The organism is Mycobacterium sp. E2479 (genome assembly GCF_001667925.1).
In the GTDB taxonomy this organism is placed as follows: domain Bacteria; phylum Actinomycetota; class Actinomycetes; order Mycobacteriales; family Mycobacteriaceae; genus Mycobacterium.
This window is the reverse complement of sequence record NZ_LZJR01000041.1, coordinates 1-21765: the sequence shown is the minus strand read 5'-3', so window position 1 is coordinate 21765 and position 21765 is coordinate 1. Positions and strand designations below refer to the sequence as shown.

Genomic DNA, 21765 nt, shown 5'->3' with positions numbered 1-21765 from the left:
AAAACCCCGGCCGATGGCCGGGGAATCTGTAACCCATGACGCGACTCATCTGTCACCTATGACTCGACTCATCACATGGTGGAGCTAAGGGGACTCGAACCCCTGACCCCCACACTGCCAGTGTGGTGCGCTACCAGCTGCGCCATAGCCCCGAGAAGTCGTGCCCATCGAAGCTACACCACCGTTAACCGTCCTTCAAAGTTGCTGCTCAGGCAGGTTCGCCGTGTGCGGAGACGGCAACAGGCCCGGTTCGGGGGTGGGCACGGGCCGGGTTTCCGGCGCCGCCAACCAGCCGACGGCGGCGATCAGCAGAACTATCCCGCTGATGGTGAAGCCCCAGCCGTAGCTCAGCCGCTCGGCGACCCAACCGAGCGTCATCGAGCCGACGATGGCGCCCAGATCGGACATCATCTGCACCGCCGCCACCGGGCTGCCCGCACGTGCCTCGCTGCCGAGAATGTCGGCGACTGCGGCCTGCATCGGCGACATGTAGATCCCGGTCACCGCGCCGACCACAATCGCGGCGGCCAGAAACGCGGGCAACGACGACGCAACGCCCAGGAAAACCGTCGCTATGCCGGACAACGTCAGGCCCACGATCATCAATGTGCGCCGTCCCATTCGGTCAGACAGGTAGCCACTGGGGATCATGGCCAGCGCGTTGCCTCCGGCGAACGCCGCAAGCGCGATGCCGATGATGCCGATGCCGCGGCCCATGACGTCGGTGATGAACAGCGGGACCAGGGCGACGCGAAGCCCGAAGGCCGACCAGCCGGTGGCGAAGTTGGCTCCCAGCGACGACCAATAGGCGCGGAACCGCAGCGCCTCGCGCATCGTCACCGTCGATCGTGTCGGCGGCCCCGGCGCGGCCAGGGGCGAATCCCGCAAGCTGTAAAACAACACCACCGCCACGCCCAGCAGGGCGACGCCGTACACGATGAACGGAGCGGTCAAGCCCCACCCGGCCGCCACGGCGCCGACGGCCGGCCCGCCCACCGCGCCCACCATGAACGACGTGATGAACAGACCCGCGACCCGTCCGCGCGCGTCGGGTGGGCTGATATGGATCATCAGTCCCAGCGCCGAGACGTAGAACATCGTCGACCCGATCCCGCTGATCACGCGGAACACCACCAGTTGCCAGTAGGCCTGGGAAAACGCACACGCGGCGGTGGAGACCGCGACGATCAGCATGCCGCCGATGTAGATCCGCCGCTCTCCCAGGCGCTGGACCAGCTGGCCGCTTATCGGCGCAAAACACAGCCGGCTCAACGAAAAGACGGTGACCAAAAACGTCACCGCCTTGATGCTGACCCCGAAGCTACGGGCGAAGGACGGCAGCGCCGGCGAAATGACCCCGTAGCCCAGCGCGACCATGATGTTTGCCCAGCTCAGGATCCAGACTTCGCGCGGCAGCCGGCTAGAACGGGACGCGCGCCCCTCCGTGCGGGCAAAGCGGAGGGAAATGGTCACCCAATGACTTTATTAACCACCTCGCGCGCAGTCTCTTGCACCTCCGCCAAATGCTCGGGCCCGTTGAAGGATTCTGCGTAGATCTTGTACACGTCCTCGGTTCCCGACGGACGCGCGGCAAACCACGCGTTGGCCGTCGTCACCTTCAATCCGCCCAGCGGGGCGCCATTGCCGGGCGCCGCGGTCAGCTTCGCCGTGATCGGCTCCCCCGCCAATTCCGTGGCGGTCACCTGGCCGGCGGAGAGCTTCGACAGCCGGGCCTTTTGGTCGCGGTCGGCAGGCGCGTCGACCCGCGCATAAAAGGGAGTGCCGTACTCGGCGGTCAGCCGCTGATAGCGCTGGGACGGGCTCGATCCGGTGACCGCGAGAATCTCCGAAGCCAGCAGCGCCAGGATGATGCCGTCCTTGTCGGTGGTCCACACCGAGCCGTCCCGCCGCAGGAAAGACGCCCCGGCCGACTCCTCGCCGCCGAAGCCAATGGTCCCGCCGATCAGGCCGTCGACGAACCACTTGAATCCGACCGGCACCTCGATCAGCTTGCGGCCGATGCCGGCGACCACTCGATCGATCATTGACGAGCTGACGGCGGTCTTGCCAACGGCGATGCCGCCGGGCCACGACGGCCGTTGGGTGTAAAGGTATTCGATGGCCACCGCGAGGTAGTGGTTCGGATTGAGCAGCCCCTCGTCGGGCGTGACGATGCCATGCCGGTCGGAGTCGGCGTCGTTACCGGTGGCGATCTGATAGCGGTCGCGGTTGGCGATAAGTCCCGCCATCGCGTCCGGCGAGCTGCAATCCATGCGGATCTTGCCATCGTGATCGAGCGTCATGAACCGCCACGTGGCATCCACCAGCGGATTCACCACGGTCAGATCCAGGCGATGCCGCTGGGCGATCTCGCCCCAATAGTCCACGCTCGCCCCGCCGAGCGGGTCGGCGCCGATCCGCACCCCGGCCGCGCGGATGGCATCGATGTCGACCACGTTGGGCAGGTCGTCGACGTAGTTGCCCAGGTAGTCGTGGCGCTGCGCCGTCGGCAGCGCGCGAGCCAGCGGCACCCGCTTGACCCCCGCCCCGTCGCGCAGGATCTCGTTGGCGCGCTTGACAATTGCGTTGGTTGCGTCGGTGTCGGCAGGGCCGCCATGGGGCGGGTTGTATTTGAAGCCGCCGTCGGCGGGCGGGTTGTGTGAAGGCGTCACGACGATCCCGTCGGCCGGCGCCCCGGTGCGGCCGCGGTTGTAGGAGAGGATGGCGTGGCTGACCGCGGGTGTCGGCGTGTACCGGTCGCGGGAGTCGATCATGGCGACGACGTCGTTGGCGGCCAGCACCTCCAGCGCAGACACCCAGGCCGGCTCGGACAGACCGTGCGTGTCTCGTCCGATGAACAACGGCCCCGTGGTGCCGTGCGCGGCCCGGTACTCGACGATGGCCTGGGTGATCGCCAGGATGTGAGCCTCGTTGAACGCGCCATCCAATGCCGACCCACGGTGCCCCGACGTCCCGAATGCGACCTGTTGAGCCACGTCGCCCGGGTCGGGGTGGATCGAGTAATAGGCCGTCACCAAGTGCGACAGGTCGACGAGGTCTTCGGGTTGAGCCGGCTGACCGGCGCGTGGATTGGCAACCATGGTTACCAATTCTGCCCGTGTCCGCCTCCCCCCGGGCTGCGCCGGTCTGGACTTCGGCCATACGCTGCGTAGCGCAGCGGCAAACGAAGGGAATCCACTCAGTGGCTCAACGGGACTATCGCGAATTGGCCGCGGTGTTTGCCGGTGGGGCGCTGGGTTCCCTGGCCCGTGCCGCGCTGAGCGACCAGTTCGGCGGTGACCCGGCGGGCTGGCCATGGCCTACGTTCACGGTCAACATCGTCGGGGCGTTTCTGGTGGGTTACTTCACCACCCGGTTGCTGGAGCGGTTGCCGACGTCGAGCTACCGGCGGCCCCTGCTCGGCACCGGATTGTGCGGTGGTTTGACAACTTTCTCCACGATGCAGGTCGAGACGCTGAAGATGATCGAACACGGCTGCTGGCGGCTCGCCGTCGGCTACACGGTCGCCAGCATCGGATTGGGATTGCTGGCGGTGCACATTGCCACCAAGTTGGTGCGCCGGGTCCGAGTGCGCCGGTGACCGCCGTGACGACGGCTGCGGTCTGGGTGGGCGTCGCTTTCATCGGCGGCATCGGGTCGGTGCTGCGTTTCGTCATCGACCGCGCGGTGGCGCGCCGGGTGTTCCGGCCCTTTCCCTTCGGCACGCTTGCCGTGAACATCAGCGGCGCAGCGCTTTTGGGCTTACTCAGCGGCCTGGCGCTTAATAGGGAGGCCGCGCTGTTGGCCGGCACCGCTTTCGTCGGCGCCTACACGACGTTTTCCACCTGGATGCTCGAGACTCAGCGGCTCGGCGAGGAACGCCGGCTGCGCGCAGCGCTGACCAATATCGTTGTCAGCGTGTTGCTTGGTGTGGCGGCGGCATTCATCGGACAGCAGATCGCGCAGCTTTGAACCCGTGGCGCCATCAGGTGTCGCGTTGACACGGGATATCGTCGGGCGTTCGGGGTAGCACATACAGCGCCATCCGCCGGTTCGACATGTCATGCTCGCCCAGGAATGCGCAGCCGCCTCGCTCACAGAACTTGCGCGCCAAGGTGTTGCGATGATCGGGATCGAACATGATGCGGCGACACCGCGGATCGAGGGTGAAGATGCTGATCACCAGGTACGGCAGCAGGTAACTGACGTGCCCGCGTTCGATGTAATCCAAATCGGCGACCGCGACATGCAATCCCAAATCGTAGGGGTCATGCTCATATCGTCGAGCGATGGAATCCTTTGCCGCTCTGTATAATTCGATGTATCCACGGTCTACCCCGTCCAGGGTGGCGATGAGCGGGCGAGAGAAGCCCCCGTCCAGTTGTGCCTCGAGGTAGCGATGCCACCGCGCCACCGGCCAGTTGGATTCCCACGCCTCGACCAGATGCGGCCGACCCATCCACTCCGAAACCATCTCTGCATCTGCATTCGGATTGGCGACGCGCAGACCGTACGGCTCGGGCAGCTCGGGAATGGGCGGTGGCGGGACACTACGGACCGCCTCGGGAAGGTCGGTCAGTTCCCGCGGCAGGATCGGCTCGGCGTTCGTCATGTCAACCGGCGAGCCTACGACGCTGTCGGTCTCGGCCGTTTCACCGGGGTTCGAGCAGCTTGGCCAGGACCGCCGCCTGGCTGATGTCCAGCTCGCGGGTGGCGGTCACCAGCGTCACGGCTTTCCGCTTGGCGAGCTTGCGCAGGTCTTCCAGCGCGGCACTATCCCGCAGTTCGGTCCTGTAGCGTGACGCGAATTCCTCGAACCGGGCCGGATCGTGCTGATACCACTCGCGAAGATCCTTCGACGGCGCGACGTCCTTGCACCAGATACCCACCCGCGGATCGTCTTTGCGCACTCCTCGCGGCCAAACCCGATCAACCAGGACGCGCTGTCCCTCGTCGGGACCGACCTCGTCGTAGACCCGCGCCACCCGGACCCGCCCTTTGGCGCTCACATGCCCAGGGTAGCCGCGTATCCGGAGGCGTCCAGCGCCTCAGTAGTGATAGGTATCCGAGGGTGCGGGCGAGTGATCACGTTCTTCGTCGTCGAACTCGGGCGGTTCGATGCCGTATGCCCGGGCCAGCTCGAGGATCTTTGTGGCCCGGGCGATGCGCGGTAGGTCGGAGCCGTTGCGGATCTCTCCCCCGTCGCGCTCGAACTCGACGAAAAACTCCTTAGCCCAAGATATTTCGTCGTGCGAGGGCGACAGGCCCTCGTTCACGACACCGCATTGATCCGGGGTCAGACAGATCTTGCCCGTCATGCCGAATTCCACGGAAACGTGCGTGGCCTCGATCAGCTTCAACGCGTTCGAGCCGATCGTCGGCCCGTCGATGGCGCTCGGCAGGTTGGCCGCTTTCGCGGCGATCGTGAAGCGTGACCGGGCATAGGCCAGCGTGCCCGGGTCTTCCCCGAAACCGGTGTCGCGGCGGAAATCGCCGATGCCGAAGGCCAACCGGAAGGTTCCCTTCGTCGCGGCGATCTCGGTGATGCGCTCCAGGCCCCGGGCGGTTTCGACCAGAGCCACGATCGGCACATCGGGCAGTCGCTTCGCCGTCTCGGTCACGTGGTCGACCGATTCGACCATCGCCAGCATCACCCCGCCGACCGGGGTGGTGGCCAGGGCGGCCAGGTCGTCCGCCCACCACGGGGTGCCGAAGCCGTTGATGCGAACCCAGTCCGCATTCCCGGCGTTCAACCAGCGCACCACGTTGTCGCGGGCGGCGTGCTTGTCTTTAGGAGCGACGGCGTCCTCGATGTCGAGGACGACGATGTCAGCGCGCGAGTGCGCCGCGGACTCAAACCGGTCGTCGTGTGCACCGTTCACCAACAGCCAACTTCGGGCCAGAACGGGGTCGATGCGGAAGCCGATGAGGTCGTCGGCTTCTGGCGCGCTGTTGTTGACCTGCTCGTACATATGGGATTCGTCGTCTTCTCGTCGTTGCGTTCCTGGTCCCCCTAACCGTAGCCCGACCGGGCGAGAACTCACCCGGACGGTCGTATCACCTCCCGTTTCCGCCCGGGCACCGCCACCTTCCGGGGCATCCAGCAAACGAAACGGGCCCCGTCGACGGGTTTTCACCGCGGTGGACCGGGGTAGAACACCCCTCGCGACGTTACGCCTGTCGGTCGAGCGTCGGTCCCGCGGAGGCTAGAGCAACCTGGTCCCGAAATACGTCTCGATCACCCGGTTCTGGGGCTCGACCGAGAAAACTTACGAGGAGTAGATATGCGTAGGGCCATAGCGATCGTTTCAGCCAGCGGAGCACTGTTGTTCGGAGGGGCAGGCGTCGCAAATGCCGCCGGTCCGAGTGCTCCCGCACCGTCGTCCACCACTACAACGACGTTGGCGGACAACAACACCAACAATGACCAAAACAGCGACAACTCCGGGCTGTGGGGCCTCGTCGGCCTGCTGGGCCTGGGCGGACTTGCCGGGCTGATGCGCCGGAAGGACACCGCCGCCGGCACCGGCGTCGGACCCGCCACCACTCGGGAGCGCGGCGTCTAAACCCCGCCGCTGCGCCCCCAGATCCCCGTCAACTTCGCGCAGCTGACGGGGATCTGGCTGGGTGTTCGACGCGGCCCACGCAAACACCTTGTGCCGCAGGGGATTCTGATCGTGACCCGAGCGGGAGAGCGTCACGCGGAGCGCAGCGTCCGTTTTGGCCACGTGTACAGCGGGTATGCCCGCTCCAAGCCGCACACAGCCCAATGTGCGTCTCCCACCTTCCCCATCACGAGAGGTATCGGCGATGACAGACCTCATTATCGAATCACCCGACGAAGTCGTCGCGTTCCTGAAAGCGCAGCACAACCTCATCGAGGACATGTTTGACCAGGTGCTGCACGCTACGGACCCCAAAGCGCGCGAAGAGCCGTTCGCAACGCTGCGCCAGCTGCTTGCCGTCCACGAGACGGCCGAGGAAATGGTGGTACATCCGCGCGTGCGGCGGGAGGACGGCGACGCCGGCGACGCCATCGTCGACGCCCGCCTCGAAGAAGAGCATGAGGCCAAGGAACTGCTGTCGGCGATCGAAAAGCTCGACATCACCTCGGACGAGTTCATTGCAGAGCTCTCCAAATTGCGCGAAGCGGTGCTCGACCACGCACGGCACGAGGAGGACGAGGAGTTCCCCGTCTTGAAGCGCAAGGTAGACACCGACGACCTCAAGCGAATGGGGGCCGCGGTACGGGCCGCCGAGGCCATCGCTCCGACGCGCCCGCATCCCGGCGTGGAATCAGCGAAGCTGAACTTCGCGCTCGGCCCGTTCGCGTCCATGCTCGACCGCGCCCGCGATCTGATCGGCAAAGCCCTCGGATAGCGCCCCCGGTGCGTCCTCGAGTTTCCGTACGCTCGATGAGATGAGCGTTGCCCCGGACACCACCGTTGCTCTCCAAAACCGGTTTTACCGCGAGCTGCCGGAAATGGCGGTCCGTTGGCAGGCGGAGACGTTCCCCGAATTGCAGCTGCTGGCCCTCAACGAGCCCCTGGCCGAGGCGCTGGGGCTCGACGCCGGCTGGCTGCGCGACCCCGACGGATTGCGCTTCCTGGTCGGCAACTCCGTGCCCAGCGGCGCCACCCCGGTGGCCCAGGCCTACGCCGGGCATCAGTTCGGCGGCCTCGTTCCCCGGTTGGGCGACGGCCGGGCCCTGCTGCTCGGCGAATTGGTCGACGGTGACGGGCAGTTGCGCGACATACACCTCAAGGGCTGCGGCGCCACGCCATTCGCGCGCGGCGGCGACGGGCTGGCCGCAGTGGGGCCGATGCTGCGCGAATACATCGTCAGCGAGGCGATACACTCCTTGGGCGTGCCCACGACGCGGTCGTTGGCCGTCGTCGGCACCGGGCGTCCGGTCCATCGCGAAGAAACGCTGCCGGGTGCGGTGCTCACCCGCGTGGCCAGCAGTCATCTGCGGGTGGGCAGCTTCCAGTTCGCGGCGTCCACCGGCAACGAGGAGCTGCTGCGCCGCCTCGCCGACCACGCGATCACCCGCCATCACCCCGCTGCCGCCGACGCGGAGAACCCGTATCTCGCCTTGTTCAAAGCGGTGGTTGCCGTCCAGGCGTCGTTGATCGCCCAATGGATGCTGATCGGATTCGTCCACGGCGTGATGAACACCGACAACATGACCATCTCGGGCGAAACGATCGACTACGGACCGTGCGCCTTCATGGAGGCCTACGACCCCGACACCGTCTTCAGTTCGATCGACTTCTGGGGACGCTATGCCTACGGAAACCAACCGGTGGTCGCCGGATGGAACCTCGCGCGCTTCGCCGAGACACTACTGCCGTTGATCTCGGAGAACACCGACGAGGCCATCGCGCTCGCGGAGCAGTCGTTCACGATATTCCAGACCCGCTACGACGCCGTGTGGGGCTCCGGGATGCGCGCCAAACTCGGCCTACCCGACGGCGTCGACGCCGAATTCGCCACGGTGCTCGTCGAGGAACTGCTTTTGTTGCTCAAGCAGAACCACATCGACTACACCTCGTTCTTCCGGCAACTCAGCCACGCGGCGCGAGGGGATGCCCAAGCCGATGCCGAACCCGTTCGCGGATTGTTCTGCGACCTCGCCGGCTTCGATGCGTGGCTGACGCGTTGGCGGGCATTGGGTCCCGACGCCGACACGATGGATCGCACCAATCCGATCTACATTCCGCGCAATCATCTGGTCGAGGAGGCCCTGACCGCCGCGACGGCCGGTGAGCTCGGCCCGCTGGAACACCTGCTCGCCGCGGTGGCCGACCCCTACACGGAACGCCCGGGTCTCGAGCGCTACGCCACGCCCGCCCCCGAGGACTTTGGCAAATATCAAACCTTCTGCGGCACTTGACCTTACGACAGCTTGGCGAGCTCGGCCTGCAACCCGTCGAGGCGTTGTAGCGTCTGATCGCGAGGCTCCGTCGGCAGGTCCAGCAACAGGTGCTCCACACCCAGGTCGCGATAGGCCTCGAGTTCTTGCGCCGCCGGCTTGCCGCCGTGGAAGTGGATCACCGGCACGTCCTTGCCGGCCACGTCCCGCAATTGCTCGAGCGGCGAAGACAACTCCTCTGCCGACGCCGTCATCGACAGCCAGCCCGCGTTCAGCCGCGCGATGCGCTTGAAGCCCGCCGGTCCGCCGCCGAGGTAAAGCGGCGGATAAGGCTTCTGGACCGGCTTGGGCCAGCTGTAGATCGGGTCGAAGTTCACGAATTCGCCGTGATATTCCGCCTTTTCGTGCGTCCAGATCTCGACCATCGCATCGAGCCGCTCGTCGACGACGCGTCCGCGGACCGAGGGATTCACGCCGTGGTTGGCGATCTCCTCGCGCAGCCAGCCGATGCCCACGCCGAATCGAAAACGCCCCTGCGACACCAGGTCCAGCGAAGCCACCTCCTTGGCAGTGTGGATCGGGTCGCGCTGGGGCACCAGAGCGATCCCGGTGCCCAGGACGAGCCGCTCGGTGGCGACCGCCGCGGCGGTCAGCGCCACGAACGGATCCAGCGTGCGGTAGTACTTCGGCGGAATCGGGCCGCCGCTCGGATACGGGGTCTTCGCGTCGACCGGGATGTGTGAGTGCTCGGCGAGAAACAGCGATTCAAAACCGCGCTGCTCGAGCGCCTCCCCCAACTCCGCGGGACCAATGCCGTCGTCGGTAACAAATGTCAGCACACCGAAACCCATGACGCTCAGTCAACAGCATCGCCGCCCGCCTGTCAGCGCGAGCTTGTCCCGGCGGCCACCGGGCCACCGTCGGTAACCGGCACCAATCGCGCCATTCCGCGCAGCAGCCACGGCGTGCGTTTCGCTATCACCGCCACGGCACGGTCCGACCTCCGCATCGACGTTCGCGGGCCGGGCGTGGGCGCCGCGGCCAGCTGCACCTCACGCGATGCACCGCTGGCGCCATGACGGTCGACGGCGACCAGCTCCCAGGCGCCGGGAACACCACGCAACTCGACGACGCCTCGCTCTTGGAATCCGATCCCGGAGCCGACGACCAAGTCACGAACCGTCCGTGACACCACGATTTCCCCGGCTCCGGCGTGACCGAGGATCCGCGCCGCAATGTGGACGGCGATTCCCCCGATGTCGGCATCCATGAGTTCGCATTCACCCGTGTGGATCCCGATCCGGATTTCGATGCCCAGTTTCTCGGCATCGTCGCGCAGGTTCTCGGCGCACCGGATGCTCTGGGTCGGGCCGTCGAACGTGATGAGGTACCCGTCGCCGGTGCTCTTCACCACGGTGCCGCCGTATCGTTCGGTGGCCTCAATGGTGATCTCAGCAAAGCGCTGCAAGACCGCGCGCCACCGCTCGTCGCCGGTCGCCGCGACGCGTTCGGTCGACGCGACGATGTCGGTGAACAGCACCGTGCGCAGGGCACGATTCAACGGTGCCGGGGTCGCGTGGCTGCCAGTGAGAAGCTCCTCGATCTCGGTGGCGATCTTTTCGGGGTCGGTGAACCACGGCGCATGGTCGGTGCCGTCGAGCTCGACCATGCGCGCGCCGGGTATGTGGTCGGCCAGATACCTGCCCGCCTGCACCGGGACCCCGGGATCCCGGGCGGCGTGCACGACCAGGGCGGGCATGGTGAGTGTCGGCAGGATCGGCCGGACGTCGATCTGGAAAGCGGCTTCAAGCGTGACACGCGCCATTCCGGGGCTCGCGCACGAGCGCTCGAGCATTCCCAGCTGGCGTGATGACCGGACGGACGGCAGCAGACACTTGAGCGCCTCACCACTTCCCCACGCCGACAAGACAGCCCGGCCGAACTTCTGGAAGCCGATGATCTGGTCTTCAGACGGTGTGTACTCCTCGCCGATCTCGCGTATGGAGCGTGCCCGGAGCTCGGCCGGATCAAGATCGAGGTCGTCCCAACCTGCGCTGGGAAGATATGCCGCCGTCCCCGTGAGGATCAACGCCCGCGTTCGCTGCGGTCGCGTCGCGGCGAACAGAATGGCCGCCGGACCGCCCTCGCTCACCCCGAGCAGCGCAGCTCTTTCGAAGCCGGCGGCGTCCATGACGGCCTCGATCTCGCCCGCCCGATCGTCAAGAGTGCGGACCCGTGGAACGGGGTCCGACAAGCCGACGCCGGCCTTGTCGAAGAGGATGACGCGGCAAAACGTCGCGAGCCGCTCCATGAAGGCCTTGAACTCAGGCATGGACCAGTACAGCTCGACATGGCTCGCGAACGAACCAGCGAAGACGAGATCGATCGGCCCGTGTCCGAACACTTGGTACGCCAGGCTGAGATCACCGCAGTTTGCATACGCCGTCTCCGGCACGCACTGAGCGTACCGACTGCATCGCGGTCTAGAACAGCAAATACCTGCTGATTCGCTCGAGAGCTCAGTCCACGGTGGCTGGTTCTTCGGCCACCACCCTTTTGTTCCGGCGGGGGGTCGGACGGACCGCGCCCCAGAGGCCGGTGGCGACGCCGACCGCGGCGCCGCCCAGGCCGATGATCCGCTGCGACGGCTTCATTTCGCCGTACACGCTCATCCCGCCGACCAGGTCGGCCACGTCGGCACCGGCAGAGGCCAGGAACCAGCCGCGGGTGTTCTTACCGCGCAGTGCCGCGCCCGCGAGCAGGATACCGATCAGCGCGTCGCGATAGCCCATCGATCGCAACAGCAGTTGCGTGGTCGGCGTCGGTTCGTCCGGGTCCCCCCACAATTTGTTCGCCCGCAGAGGGTCGACGAGGAAGGACACGCCAGAGGCAAGTCGGATAGTGCCCGCAACAAGGCCGAACCGATCGATGGACATGCTCTGAGAGCCTAGGAGCAAACCGTGCGACCGCGCACGCATTCCGTCCCGCAAGTCACTCATGGCGCGGGGCAGGAATCGGCGAGCTGCAGCGCCGCCGGCCACAGCACGGTGGCAAGCCCGAAGGCCGCGGCGTCGGCACCCGTGGGCGCCACCACTTCTATGCGGGCCTGAATTCGCTGGGTCTGCTCGGAGTGAAAAACGGTCCACGCGAACCCAATACACAGATACGGGATGGCCAGCCACACCGCCAGTTCGATCAGAGCGCCGACGCTGACCCTGTGCCCGAGGATGCGCCGGAGGGAATCCATCGCGTGTTCGATTCCGCCCATAACCGCACTCCCGGCTACCGCAGCACCAGTTTCAGAGCGTAGTCGACCACGACCTCGAGATCGGTGCCCAGCTGCCCGGCGAGCCACTGCTGCGCGAGCTCGGCCATGGCGCCCGTGTACAGGGCCGCGGCGACCTCCGCGGCCACCGGATCGGAATCGGGGTTGAGACGCCAACCCTCGGTCAGCACACCCTCGCGCAGCCTGTCCTGCGTGGCGCGGCGCCGGACGGCCAGTACCGGGTTGGTGCGCGCGTCGGTGAACAACACCCGGCCCCGGCGCGGGTCGGCCGAGGAGAAGCCGAGCACCGCCGCGATGCCGGCCCGGGTCCGCGCGGCCAGCGAATCGCCCGCCTGCCCGATGGCGGCCTCGATCACTTCGCCGAGCTGCTCGCTCACCTGGTCGTAGACGGCGCCGAGTAGATCGTCGGTGTCTGCGAAACTTTCGTAGAAATACCGCGTGTTCAGCCCGCATTCCCGGCACACCGACCGCACCGAGACGGCCGCCTCACCGCCGCCGCCGAACAGCCGATAGGCGGCCTCCACCAGCAGCGCACGACGTTCGGCGCGGCGGTCCTTCAGTGGTATACCGGCCCACCGGGTGGGACTCGACATCCCTACAGCGTAGGTCGAGAAGGCTGCGGTCTTGTCACACCTGTAGCCAAAACTTATTCTGGTTACAGTCGTGACCAGAATTTCGAGGGAGTATGCCGTGTTCCTGCCGCACCAGATCGTCGGGCAGCTGATCAACAAACGGTTGGACGACAACATGCGACGGTTCTTCTTCCGCGGCATGGAGTTCGCCGCGCCCGTCGGCGATCCGGGCTGGTTCGGTCCGGAAAGCGCCGTGTGGCGGGTGCACTCGCATTTGCCCGCGCTGATCTTCGGACTGCAGTGCGCCGCCTTCATGGAGACCCTGGACCCATCGATCTATTGGATGGGCATGCACCACTCGCGACTCATCAAGCGCGACAGCGACGGAAACCCGATATCGCAGGTGCCCCACATCGATCCCCAAGGCGCCGCGACACGACTGGGCCACTCGGTGGCGTTCTTCATCGGCACGGCATACGGGTCGACGGAAACCGCTGAGCACCTGGCCAAGTCCGTGCGCGCGATGCACCACACCATCAAGGGCACTCGTCCCGACGGCGCCCGCTACGACGCCGATGACCCCGAGTGGCTGCGGTGGAACTACGCGACGGTCGTCTGGGGCCTGGCCACGGCACACGAGCTTTATCACCCAATGCCGTTGCGCGGTAAGAAACTCGACCGCTACTACGGAGAGTTCGTCCGGGTCGGGCACGCGCTGGGAGGCACCGACCTGCCGACCACGAAGGCCGAGACGCTCGAATGCCTGGAGTCCTACCTACCGAAACTGGCTGTCACCCACGGCAAAGCGATGGGCACCGGCCCCAACGTCTCCATGCCGCAGGCGGCGGTCGACTGGGCCATCCGCGACACCATGCCGAAGTGGGCCAAGCAGATGCTGCAGCACCGCGACTGCAACATCGTCGAACGCACCGCCCGTCGCACCGCGGTGTGGTCGATCATCAACGGGATCAACGCCGCAGCCGGCCCCCCGCCGGAATTCAAGCAGGCCCAGGCCAGAGTCAAGGGGGGCACCACGGTCCCGCACACCCTGCCGACCTACGTGCTCGGCAGCGATGAGGTCCGCACCCGCTCCGAGGTGGAGCGCAGCTTCCAGTCGGTGTAGTCGCTCCGCCGCCTCCGGTGCTCGACCCGTGGTGATCGCGAGCTCAACGGGAGTTGCGCGCTGCGGTCACCGCACAACGACACTGGGGACATCTCACGAAGTTCCCCGGCGAAACGTCTACACAGCGTGACAGCCAAACGACCGTTTGAGGCGGTGGTCGTCGACCACGGCCGCACCGTATTGCGGGTATGCCGCGCCATCATCGGGCCGGTCGACGCCGACGATGCCTGGTCGGAGACCTTTTTGGCCGCGCTGCGCGGCTACCCGGAACTGCCCCACGACGCCAACGTCGAGGCCTGGCTGGTCACCATCGCGCACCGCAAAGCCATTGACCTGACCCGGGCCAGGACCCGACGCGCGGTGCCGACCGACGAGATCCCGGAAGCCGCCCGCCCGGCCGATCCCGGCAGGGACGACGACCTCGCCGACGCCCTCGCCCGGCTGCCCGCCAAGCAGAAGCAAGCCGTGGCCTACCACTATCTGGCCGGGCTGCCTTATTCCGAGATCGCCGCCATCCTCGGCGGCAGCCCCGAGGCCGCCCGGCGCGCCGCCGCCGACGGCATCGCCACCCTCAGGCGCACATACCCCGGCATCGCCGCCGGCACGACCGGGACAGGAGAACACCGATGAACAACGAACGCGAGTTGACCCGCGACCTGGTGCGGCGCACCGACAGCACCACCGACGACCTCGACGCACTGCACGCACGGCTCGCCTCCGCCGCGCAATCCGAAGGCATCCTGGACATCGCCTACCGCGTCATCGACGGCCCGGTCGGGGCGTTGCTCATCGCCGCCACCGAGCTCGGCCTGGTCCGCGTCGCCTATGCCAACGAGGGCCACGACAGCGTCCTGCAAAGCCTCGCCGACCGAATCAGTCCACGCATCCTGCTCGCACCCGGCCGTCTCGACATGGCCGCAAGGCAGCTCGACGAGTACTTCGCCGGCGAGCGGCGCGAATTCAGCGTCCCGCTGGACTGGCGGCTCTCGGCCGGATTCCGCAACACGGTACTTCGTCAGCTGCCGGAGATCGGCTACGGCCACACCGCGAGCTACGCCGCGGTTGCCAAGCTGGCCGGCAATCCCACCGCGGTCCGCGCCGTCGGCAGTGCCTGTGCCACCAATCCGCTACCGATCGTGGTGCCCTGCCACCGTGTGGTCCGCAGCGACGGCGCGATGGGCGGCTACCTCGGGGGGGCGGCGGCCAAACGCACCCTGCTCACAATCGAGGCCGCATAGGCCGATTCGGACGAAATCTGTTGCAGCACAACTTGATACGACAGACTACGCGGCGCCCGGAGTGATGATGGGAAGGTCGATGATCGGGGGTGGCTGCGGCGTCGGCGCGGGCGGCGGCGGCGGGGTGACTTGTCGTCCTAAGTGCTGGGGGCAGTAGGCGCTCGCCGCGATCATGGTGAATTGGGCGGCGCCGTCGACCGTGAATCCCGGATTACTCGCCGACACGCTCTTGATGACGTCGACCTGGGAGTTGCCCTGGTCCATCAGTTCGCAGGCCCTTTTACCCACGCCGACGGCGGCAGCCGGGTCCTGATAGGTGATGCCCGCTTGGTTGAGCGCGGCGATGAACCCGGCATCAGCTGCCGCATCGCCGGCGGGATCGGCGTAGGCGGGCGCGGCCATACCGCTGAGCACCGCGCAGCCCGCGATCACGACCAGCATTCGCATCGCTTCATCGTCATACAGATCGGCGCGGGTGTCCCGCCGGGCCCCGCCGCCTGCGCATAACCGCGGCAACACGGCACATCGAGCGCCCGGCTGGGCAATTCCTCACGAATCCCGGCACCCGCCGTCGATGTGGTACACAGTGGCTATGTCCGCGCTGTCCCATCAACATCGTTGAGAGCCCCGGCGTGCACGACGATCGACTTCTGACTCCCGGCCAGACCTGCTGGCGCACCGCGCCGGCCGACCGGTTCGTCCCCGTCATCGACGCCGCCGATTACTTCAAACACGTCAAGGCCGCGATGCTGCGCGCCCGCCATCGAATCATGCTGATCGGCTGGGATTTCGATTCCAGAGTGACGTTCGAGCGGGGCGCCAAGACACTTCCGGGGCCAAACCAACTGGGTGCGTTCCTTTACTGGATGCTGTGGAAGCGGCCGGGGCTGAATGTCTACCTCCTGAAGTCCAATCTGCGCCTGCTACCGGCCTTCGACGGCATCTGGTTCGGCCTCACCCCGGTGTCGCTGCTGAACCAGATCAGCAGCAGGCGAATGCATCTCGCTATCGACGGCGCCCACCCGATCGGCTCAGTGCATCATCAGAAGATCGTGGTGGTCGACGATGCGGTGGCGTTCTGCGGCGGCATCGACTTGACGCTCGAACGATGGGACACCCGTGACCACGCGCATCGCAACCAGCACCGCCGGACGGTGGGACGCGGCTACGGTCCTCGACACGATGTCGGCCTGGCCGTCGACGGTGCGGCCGCGCGAGCCCTGGCTGAGCAAGCCCTGACCAGGTGGCAGACCGCGACCAAACAATCGCTGTCGCCGGTGCAGGCCAAGCACAGCGCGTGGCCGAGCAAACTGGAACCGAGCCTGCGCCACGTCGACGTCGGAATCGCACGCACCGTGCCCAAGCTCGAGGATTCCGCCGAGGTGCGGGAGGTCGAAGCGCTCAACCTGGCCGCCATCGCGGGGGCACGCGACACGTTCTATGTGGAAAACCAGTACCTGGCGTCCAGAACCATTGCCGAAGCGCTGGCCGCGCGGCTGCGCGAAGACGAGGGTCCAGAGATCGTCATCGTGCTGGCCCGCAGAGGCAACAACCCGCTCGAGCGGGGAACCATGGACAGCGCACGCCATCGCCTCATCCAACTGTTGTGGAAAGCCGACGAACATAAACGGTTGGGCGTGTATTGGCCGGAGACCGACGGCGGCGCGCCGATCTACGTCCATTCGAAGGTGCTGGTGGTCGATGATCGGCTGCTCCGCATCGGCTCCTCGAATTTCAACAACCGGTCCATGGGGTTCGACAGCGAGTGCGACGTGGCCATCGAGGCGCAGCCGGGTAATTCCGAACACGACCACCTGCGCCGCGAAATCGCTTCGGTGCGAAACAAATTGATGGCAGAACACCTCGGTGTTTCGGTCGGCGAACTGGAGCAGGCGATCGATGAACATCGGTCGGTCTTGAAGGCCATCGAGGCACTTCGGGGAGACGGCAAGACGCTGCGGCCCTTCACGGAGCGCAGCATCGCTAACGAGGCGGGCCCGCTGGCCGAGAACGACCTGATGGATCCCGACCACGTCCCGCGGTCGCTGACCCGCAGCGTACAGCGATTCATCACCGGCCTTCGGGGCTGACCGGCCGGCGATTTAAGTCTGGGTGGGCCTGCACTCGGCCTAGTGTGGGCAGGAGCGCCAGTGGATTAAGGACGAGCAACCCATGAGCATCGACGACGACTCCGTGACCACCCTGGAGGACCTGCGGGGCGATCTGGCGCAGCGCTACAAACGGACACCGACCGGTGGAAGTTCGGTGGACAGCGCGATCGTCGAGGCCGACATGGCGGCGCTGAGTCGCGACGGGTACGTCATCTGGGAAAACCTGCTCACCTCCGAGCAGTGCTCGCAGATTCGTGAGGTCGTGCGCCCTTGGCTGGGGCACACCGGACGCAACTCCTTTGAGGGCCTACGCACCCAGCGCATCTACAGCGTGCTGAGCAGGACCCGGGTGTGCGATCGACTCGTCGATGAGCCGCGGGTGCTGGCAGTGCTCGATCGGCTGCTTATGCCTAACTACCTGCTTTCGGCGTTGCAGGCCATCAACATTCAGCCCGGGGAGGTCGCACAGCTGGCACACCACGACGACGGCTTCTACCCGATTCCGCGGCCCCGGGCGCCGCTGGCGGCCGCGACGATCTGGGCGATCGACGACTTCACCGCCGACAACGGCGCCACCGTCATCTATCCGGGCAGCCACCGCTGGGGAAAACGCCGGCCCGGTCCGAGCGATCAGGCCCTGCCCGTCGTCATGCCCGCAGGGTCGTGCGTCTTCTTCGTGGGCACACTGTGGCACGGTGGGGGCGCCAACAACAGCGGCCGCGACCGCCTCGCCGTCACCGCCCAGTACTGTCAACCGTGGCTGCGGCCGATGGAGGCCTACACGCTGTCGATATCGCGCGACATCGCCCGAGCCGTCTCCGATGACATTCGCCGGATGCTCGGCTATAGCATCCACCCGCCGTTCGTCGGCAACGTCGACGGTCTTCATCCGTTGCGGCTGTTGGACGCCGGGCCGCAGCCCTAGCTTGCGCCTGATCAGGAAACAGGGCGCTTGAGCGTTCACCGGTTTGAAGCACCGCTACCTGGCTATTCTCAGTTCTGTCATGACGCGTCGAGCGGGCCCGTCCGACGAGCAAGAAGCGGATTCGCCGGCGCCCGGGCCCCAGAATCGCTTGCACCGCAACCACAGGATTGTGGCCGGTGCCAAGGTGCTGGCCGCGCTGATATCGCTGGTGCTGGTGGCCGCCATAGGCATTGCCTGGCACGCCTACCGCAGCGCGACGGCGAGCATCACCAAATCCGAGGCGTTGGCCGATGAACCCGCGTCGACCGGTAGCGACCAGAACATCTTGATCATGGGCCTAGATAGCCGCCGCGATCAGCACGGACAGCCGTTGCCACACGACATTTATGACGCCCTGCACGCGGGCAACGAGGATTCCGCTGACGGCGATTCCGACGCGCTCATCGTGGTGCACCTGCCCGCCGGCGACGGTCCGGTCACAGCGATCTCGATCCCGCGCGATGACTATGTCGAGCTGGCCGGATGCCCGACCACGGATTGTCGCGGGAAGATCAAGGAGGCCTACAGCTTCGCGTATCAGCGCGTGATGTCCGGCCACGGCTCCGCCGGCGCGCATCCGAATTCGACCCCGCTTCAAGGGCAGGACTCCGCCTCACGGGAACAAACCGCACGGGAGGCGGGCCGCAAAGCCGAAATCAGCACCGTCAAAAACCTTCTGCAAATCCCGATCGATCACTTCGTCGAAGTCACCCTGGCCGGATTCTTCCAAATCGCGCGGGTGGTGGAACCAATCACGGTGTGCCTCAGCGCGGACACTTCGGATCGTTACTACTCCGGCGCAGACTTTCACCGAGGCATGCAACAGCTAAACGCAACTCAGGCGCTGGCGTTCGTTCGGCAACGCCGCGACCCTGACGACGCGGCATTCACCGACCTCGATCGAAACCGGCGCCAACAGGCATTCATCGTCGCCGTCGTCACCGCGATGCGCCGCGGGGGGACGTTGTCGGACCCCACCAAGCTGCACGCCCTGCTGGACGTCGCCAGGCAAAACGTCGCCGTCGACGCCGGTTTCGACTTCGACGATTTCGTGCGTAACGCCTTGGCATTCGCCAACAGCCCGATAGTGCTGTACACCTTGCCGGTCACCGGCTTCGGCGAAATCCCGAACGGCGCCTACGTGAACTTCATCGACGTACCCACCATCCGCTCCATCGTGCGCAACCTGGTGGGCGCCGATTCGTCGACAACGCCGTCGACCGCCAGCCCCACCATGGCAGCGCAACCGGACAGCGGCGCGCAGGGCACCGTCGGCAGCGTCGCGCTCGACGTCGTCAACGCCTCGGGCCGAGCAGGCGAGGCGGCGAATGTCCAAATGCTCTTGGCGACTGGAAGGTTCACTGAAGGGACCGTCAGCACCGCCGACTCCACCACCGAGACGAGCGCCATCGCCTACGGACCCGGTGCGAAGACAGCGGCCACCGAGCTCGCCGACCAGTTCGACATGACGGCGACCGCATCCGAGGACATCGCCCGCGACACGGTGCGGTTGACCGTCGGAACCGATTTCTCCCGGTTCGACCGCCACCGCAACTACACGTCGGAATCGCCGACCGCAACGTCCACGGCCCCCGTCACCACGGTGCCGGCCACCGGCGCCGGCACGCAGGAACCTGCCGTCACCAACCTCTCGCGGATGACCGCCGACGGCATTCCCTGCGTGAAATGACTAGAGCTAAGGTGTTTTCCGGGGTGCAGGTGTCGAGGCCGTGGTCTATGGCCCGGCGCCGTAGAGGTGCAAGGCTTGAGCCGCCGCCGTAGCCACGGCGCCTCTGAGATTCGAAATCGGCGGGCTCCCCCGTAGGTGGATCGAGTTCGAGAGCAGAATGACGTAGGTGTCTGAACCGGGGTCCATCCACAGCGTGGTCCCGGTGAACCCGGTGTTGCCAAAGCTGCCGACGGGAAACACCTTTCCGCGTGGCCTGGAAAAGGCCGTATCGATGTCCCAGCCGAATCCAAACAGGCTTTGCCCCTCGATCGCCGGATACTTCGGAGCGTGAGCTTCGTGAGCGGCACGGTTTGCCGCTTCGACTTGTTCGGCGGTATGGCCGGGCTGCTGGGGAGTCGTCATCAGCTCGAGAGTTTCTGGTCGCAAAGGGAACTCGCTCGGGCGGCGGGCCAGCCGATCAAGCAGCGCCTGCGCAAAGATGCTGACATCGTGCGCCGTCGAGAACACGCCGGCGTTGCCGGCCACTCCCCCCATGCGGCGCGCCGTCGGGTCATGCACCGTACCCCGAAGCAGGGCAAAAAAATCCGGGTTCTTGCCGGGGTCGTCTCTACTTTCCTCGTCGCGCGCCGTTGGCGCGATCCGCGGCAGGAGGCTGGTGTTCCAAGTCCCCGCGGGACAAGTCGCCGGCTCGCCTCCCGTCGGCCCTGAAGACCAGGCAACGGCAGCGCCTTTCACCACGTGGGGACCGCATGCTTTACCGGCGGGAAGGTAGCGGGTGTCTTGCAGGCCAAGCGGCGCAAAGACATTGCGTTGGACATACGTGTCTTGCGCCTCGCCCGTGGTCTTTTCGAGCAGCGCGCCCAGCAGGATGTAGTTGATGTCGGAGTATCGGAAAAGCTCACCCGGGCCCGACTGCAGCGGCGTCGTGAGCGCACGATGAATGCCTTCCGCTTTGTCGGGTGCGCCCAGCCCCCAAGGATCTTTGAGACTGACGTCGATGCCTTCGCCGGAAAAGTTGGTGAGCAACATACGCACGGTGACCTTGGCCCGCCGTGGATCGTTGGTTGTGTTGAAGTCCGGCAGATATTTCTGCACCGGATCGTCGAACGCCACCCTGCCCTGTTCGTAGAGCTGCATGATGGCGACCGCAGTTGCGAGGCACTTCGTCAACGACGCCAGGTCGAAGATCGTGTCCTCGGTCATCGGCTCCGCGGGTGCGGGCGACCCGTCCAACCCGGGTTCGCCCGCCAGTTTGCGCGACCCGTACGCCTGGTGGAAGGCGACGTGGCCGCCGTGGCCGACCACCACCACGCCACCCGGCAGCCCGTCCGCCGCGATCGCGTCGTTCATCAGCTTGGAGACGGTCGCGAAGTCGGGACCGGGAACCGCAGCCGGAACCTCCGCCGGCGCAGGCGCCGGCGGAGGCGTGTATGCGGGCTGTTGTGGGCGCTCGGCCACTGGTGTGTGTGCCGTAAACGCCCAGGGTGACGCCGCGATGAGGCCGAGCAGCACAATCGCGACCACGACCGTCTTGCGCAGCGAGGTTGGCCGGAACTTCCACCTACCAATGACCACCGGCATACGGCAAGGGTAAGTCGACGGCCTGATGGCATCCACTACGTCTTCGGTTTCGGAGCAAACCGGCTGTCGCGCAGCCGGTTAGGGGCGGAGTGCAGTAGCGTTGGCCGCGGACGTGTCGCGACGCCCGGTCGCGGCGGTCTAGTCGGTCTGGAGCGAGCGGTGAGGACGAATTCCCATTGACGCCCGGCAGGCGATGGGTTGTCGTGCTGGCGGGCGCGATGGCGGCCGGGGTCACGTTGACCCAATGCACCGCCGCGCCGGCGCCACCCGCGGCCAGGTCATCGTCCGCCGCGTCGTCGGCGGCCGGCCCGCCGCCGACAGCCGG

23 protein-coding genes and 1 tRNA gene are annotated in these 21765 nt (G+C 66.3%); 11 read left to right on the top strand and 13 right to left on the bottom strand.

All coding sequences use genetic code 11. From position 1 onward, the window contains the following. Positions 1–76: 76 nt before the first annotated feature. From A5686_RS04120 to pgm, 3 genes are all read right to left on the bottom strand, one after another. Positions 77–152, bottom strand: a tRNA-Ala gene (locus A5686_RS04120). 43 nt (positions 153–195) lie between these two features. Beyond that, positions 196–1398: an MFS transporter gene (locus A5686_RS04115; protein WP_369829674.1), complete on the bottom strand. Its 1203-nt coding sequence runs from the start codon at positions 1396–1398 to the stop codon at positions 196–198. Between the two features lie 71 nt (positions 1399–1469). Beyond that, on the bottom strand, positions 1470–3101 hold the full coding sequence (gene pgm, locus A5686_RS04110) for a phosphoglucomutase (alpha-D-glucose-1,6-bisphosphate-dependent) (RefSeq protein WP_067931397.1): 1632 nt from the start codon (positions 3099–3101) through the stop codon (positions 1470–1472). Positions 3102–3202: 101 nt separating this feature from the next. Between pgm and crcB (A5686_RS04105) the strand changes: the two genes are divergently transcribed. After that, entirely contained in the window at positions 3203–3601 is a 399-nt protein-coding gene (gene crcB / locus A5686_RS04105; RefSeq protein ID WP_067931395.1) for a fluoride efflux transporter CrcB, read from the top strand. Next, positions 3598–3972, top strand: coding sequence for a fluoride efflux transporter CrcB (crcB, locus tag A5686_RS04100; protein WP_067931393.1), 375 nt, complete (start codon positions 3598–3600; stop codon positions 3970–3972). Before crcB (A5686_RS04105) ends, crcB (A5686_RS04100) begins: the two co-directional genes overlap by 4 nt. 13 nt (positions 3973–3985) lie before the next feature. On the opposite strand, the gene A5686_RS04095 is transcribed toward crcB (A5686_RS04100), so the two are convergent. Genes A5686_RS04095 through A5686_RS04085 form a run of 3 tightly spaced genes read right to left on the bottom strand, consistent with a single transcriptional unit; the run spans position 3986 to position 5972 of the window. Next, entirely contained in the window at positions 3986–4612 is a 627-nt protein-coding gene (locus tag A5686_RS04095; protein ID WP_067931391.1) for a GNAT family N-acetyltransferase, read from the bottom strand. 40 nt (positions 4613–4652) lie between these two features. Next, a complete protein-coding gene (locus A5686_RS04090) occupies positions 4653–5009 on the bottom strand; it encodes a DUF488 domain-containing protein (protein WP_067931388.1) in 357 nt (118 codons plus the stop codon). 39 nt (positions 5010–5048) lie between these two features. Next, positions 5049–5972: a CoA ester lyase gene (locus tag A5686_RS04085; protein WP_067931386.1), complete on the bottom strand. Its 924-nt coding sequence runs from the start codon at positions 5970–5972 to the stop codon at positions 5049–5051. A 312-nt stretch (positions 5973–6284) separates the two neighbouring features. On the opposite strand from A5686_RS04085, the gene A5686_RS04080 reads away from it, so the two are divergent. The 3 genes from A5686_RS04080 to A5686_RS04070 all read left to right on the top strand — a co-directional run bounded on the left by A5686_RS04080 (position 6285) and on the right by A5686_RS04070 (position 8896). Then, positions 6285–6566, top strand: a complete 282-nt coding sequence (locus A5686_RS04080) for a WGxxGxxG family protein (RefSeq protein ID WP_067931384.1) — start codon at positions 6285–6287, stop codon at positions 6564–6566. A gap of 244 nt (positions 6567–6810) precedes the next feature. Continuing rightward, positions 6811–7380 carry a hemerythrin domain-containing protein gene (locus A5686_RS04075; RefSeq protein WP_067931382.1) on the top strand — a complete coding sequence of 190 codons (570 nt, stop codon included), beginning with the start codon at positions 6811–6813 and terminating at the stop codon, positions 7378–7380. Positions 7381–7420: 40 nt separating this feature from the next. Then, a complete protein-coding gene (locus tag A5686_RS04070; protein WP_067931379.1) occupies positions 7421–8896 on the top strand; it encodes a YdiU family protein in 1476 nt (491 codons plus the stop codon). A gap of 2 nt (positions 8897–8898) precedes the next feature. Here A5686_RS04070 and A5686_RS04065 read toward each other — a convergent pair whose 3' ends face one another. From A5686_RS04065 to A5686_RS04045, 5 genes are all read right to left on the bottom strand, one after another. Next, positions 8899–9726 (bottom strand): LLM class F420-dependent oxidoreductase, encoded by an 828-nt coding sequence (locus A5686_RS04065; protein WP_067931377.1) that lies wholly within the window; start codon positions 9724–9726, stop codon positions 8899–8901. Positions 9727–9758: 32 nt separating this feature from the next. Next, positions 9759–11330, bottom strand: a complete 1572-nt coding sequence (locus tag A5686_RS04060) for an adenylate/guanylate cyclase domain-containing protein (protein ID WP_067931375.1) — start codon at positions 11328–11330, stop codon at positions 9759–9761. A gap of 64 nt (positions 11331–11394) precedes the next feature. Then, positions 11395–11811 carry a DUF4267 domain-containing protein gene (locus A5686_RS04055; protein WP_067931373.1) on the bottom strand — a complete coding sequence of 139 codons (417 nt, stop codon included), beginning with the start codon at positions 11809–11811 and terminating at the stop codon, positions 11395–11397. A gap of 59 nt (positions 11812–11870) precedes the next feature. Next, positions 11871–12143, bottom strand: coding sequence for a hypothetical protein (locus A5686_RS04050; protein ID WP_067931371.1), 273 nt, complete (start codon positions 12141–12143; stop codon positions 11871–11873). A gap of 14 nt (positions 12144–12157) precedes the next feature. Next, positions 12158–12754: a TetR/AcrR family transcriptional regulator gene (locus A5686_RS04045; protein WP_067931369.1), complete on the bottom strand. Its 597-nt coding sequence runs from the start codon at positions 12752–12754 to the stop codon at positions 12158–12160. Positions 12755–12851: 97 nt separating this feature from the next. Here A5686_RS04045 and A5686_RS04040 point away from each other — a divergent pair, with 97 nt between their 5' ends. The 3 genes from A5686_RS04040 to A5686_RS04030 all read left to right on the top strand — a co-directional run bounded on the left by A5686_RS04040 (position 12852) and on the right by A5686_RS04030 (position 15094). Further along, complete coding sequence (locus A5686_RS04040) at positions 12852–13856, top strand: oxygenase MpaB family protein (protein ID WP_067931367.1); 1005 nt, start codon at positions 12852–12854, stop codon at positions 13854–13856. Positions 13857–13982: 126 nt separating this feature from the next. Beyond that, complete coding sequence (locus tag A5686_RS04035; protein WP_067931365.1) at positions 13983–14486, top strand: RNA polymerase sigma factor; 504 nt, start codon at positions 13983–13985, stop codon at positions 14484–14486. After that, positions 14483–15094, top strand: coding sequence for a methylated-DNA--[protein]-cysteine S-methyltransferase (locus A5686_RS04030; protein ID WP_067931363.1), 612 nt, complete (start codon positions 14483–14485; stop codon positions 15092–15094). Before A5686_RS04035 ends, A5686_RS04030 begins: the two co-directional genes overlap by 4 nt. A gap of 45 nt (positions 15095–15139) precedes the next feature. On the opposite strand, the gene A5686_RS04025 is transcribed toward A5686_RS04030, so the two are convergent. Further along, the gene (locus tag A5686_RS04025) at positions 15140–15541 is read right to left on the bottom strand and encodes a DUF732 domain-containing protein (protein WP_067931403.1); all 402 of its coding nucleotides are present in this window, start codon (positions 15539–15541) and stop codon (positions 15140–15142) included. A 185-nt stretch (positions 15542–15726) separates the two neighbouring features. Here A5686_RS04025 and A5686_RS04020 point away from each other — a divergent pair, with 185 nt between their 5' ends. The 3 genes from A5686_RS04020 to A5686_RS04010 all read left to right on the top strand — a co-directional run bounded on the left by A5686_RS04020 (position 15727) and on the right by A5686_RS04010 (position 19859). Continuing rightward, positions 15727–17184: a phospholipase D-like domain-containing protein gene (locus A5686_RS04020; RefSeq protein ID WP_067931361.1), complete on the top strand. Its 1458-nt coding sequence runs from the start codon at positions 15727–15729 to the stop codon at positions 17182–17184. An 82-nt stretch (positions 17185–17266) separates the two neighbouring features. Beyond that, positions 17267–18130 (top strand): phytanoyl-CoA dioxygenase family protein, encoded by an 864-nt coding sequence (locus tag A5686_RS04015; protein WP_067931359.1) that lies wholly within the window; start codon positions 17267–17269, stop codon positions 18128–18130. Between the two features lie 79 nt (positions 18131–18209). Beyond that, entirely contained in the window at positions 18210–19859 is a 1650-nt protein-coding gene (locus A5686_RS04010; RefSeq protein ID WP_197520469.1) for an LCP family protein, read from the top strand. 45 nt (positions 19860–19904) lie between these two features. Here the strand turns inward: A5686_RS04010 and A5686_RS04005 are convergent, their stop codons facing one another. Continuing rightward, on the bottom strand, positions 19905–21440 hold the full coding sequence (locus tag A5686_RS04005; RefSeq protein ID WP_067931357.1) for a serine hydrolase: 1536 nt from the start codon (positions 21438–21440) through the stop codon (positions 19905–19907). Positions 21441–21765: the final 325 nt, after the last annotated feature.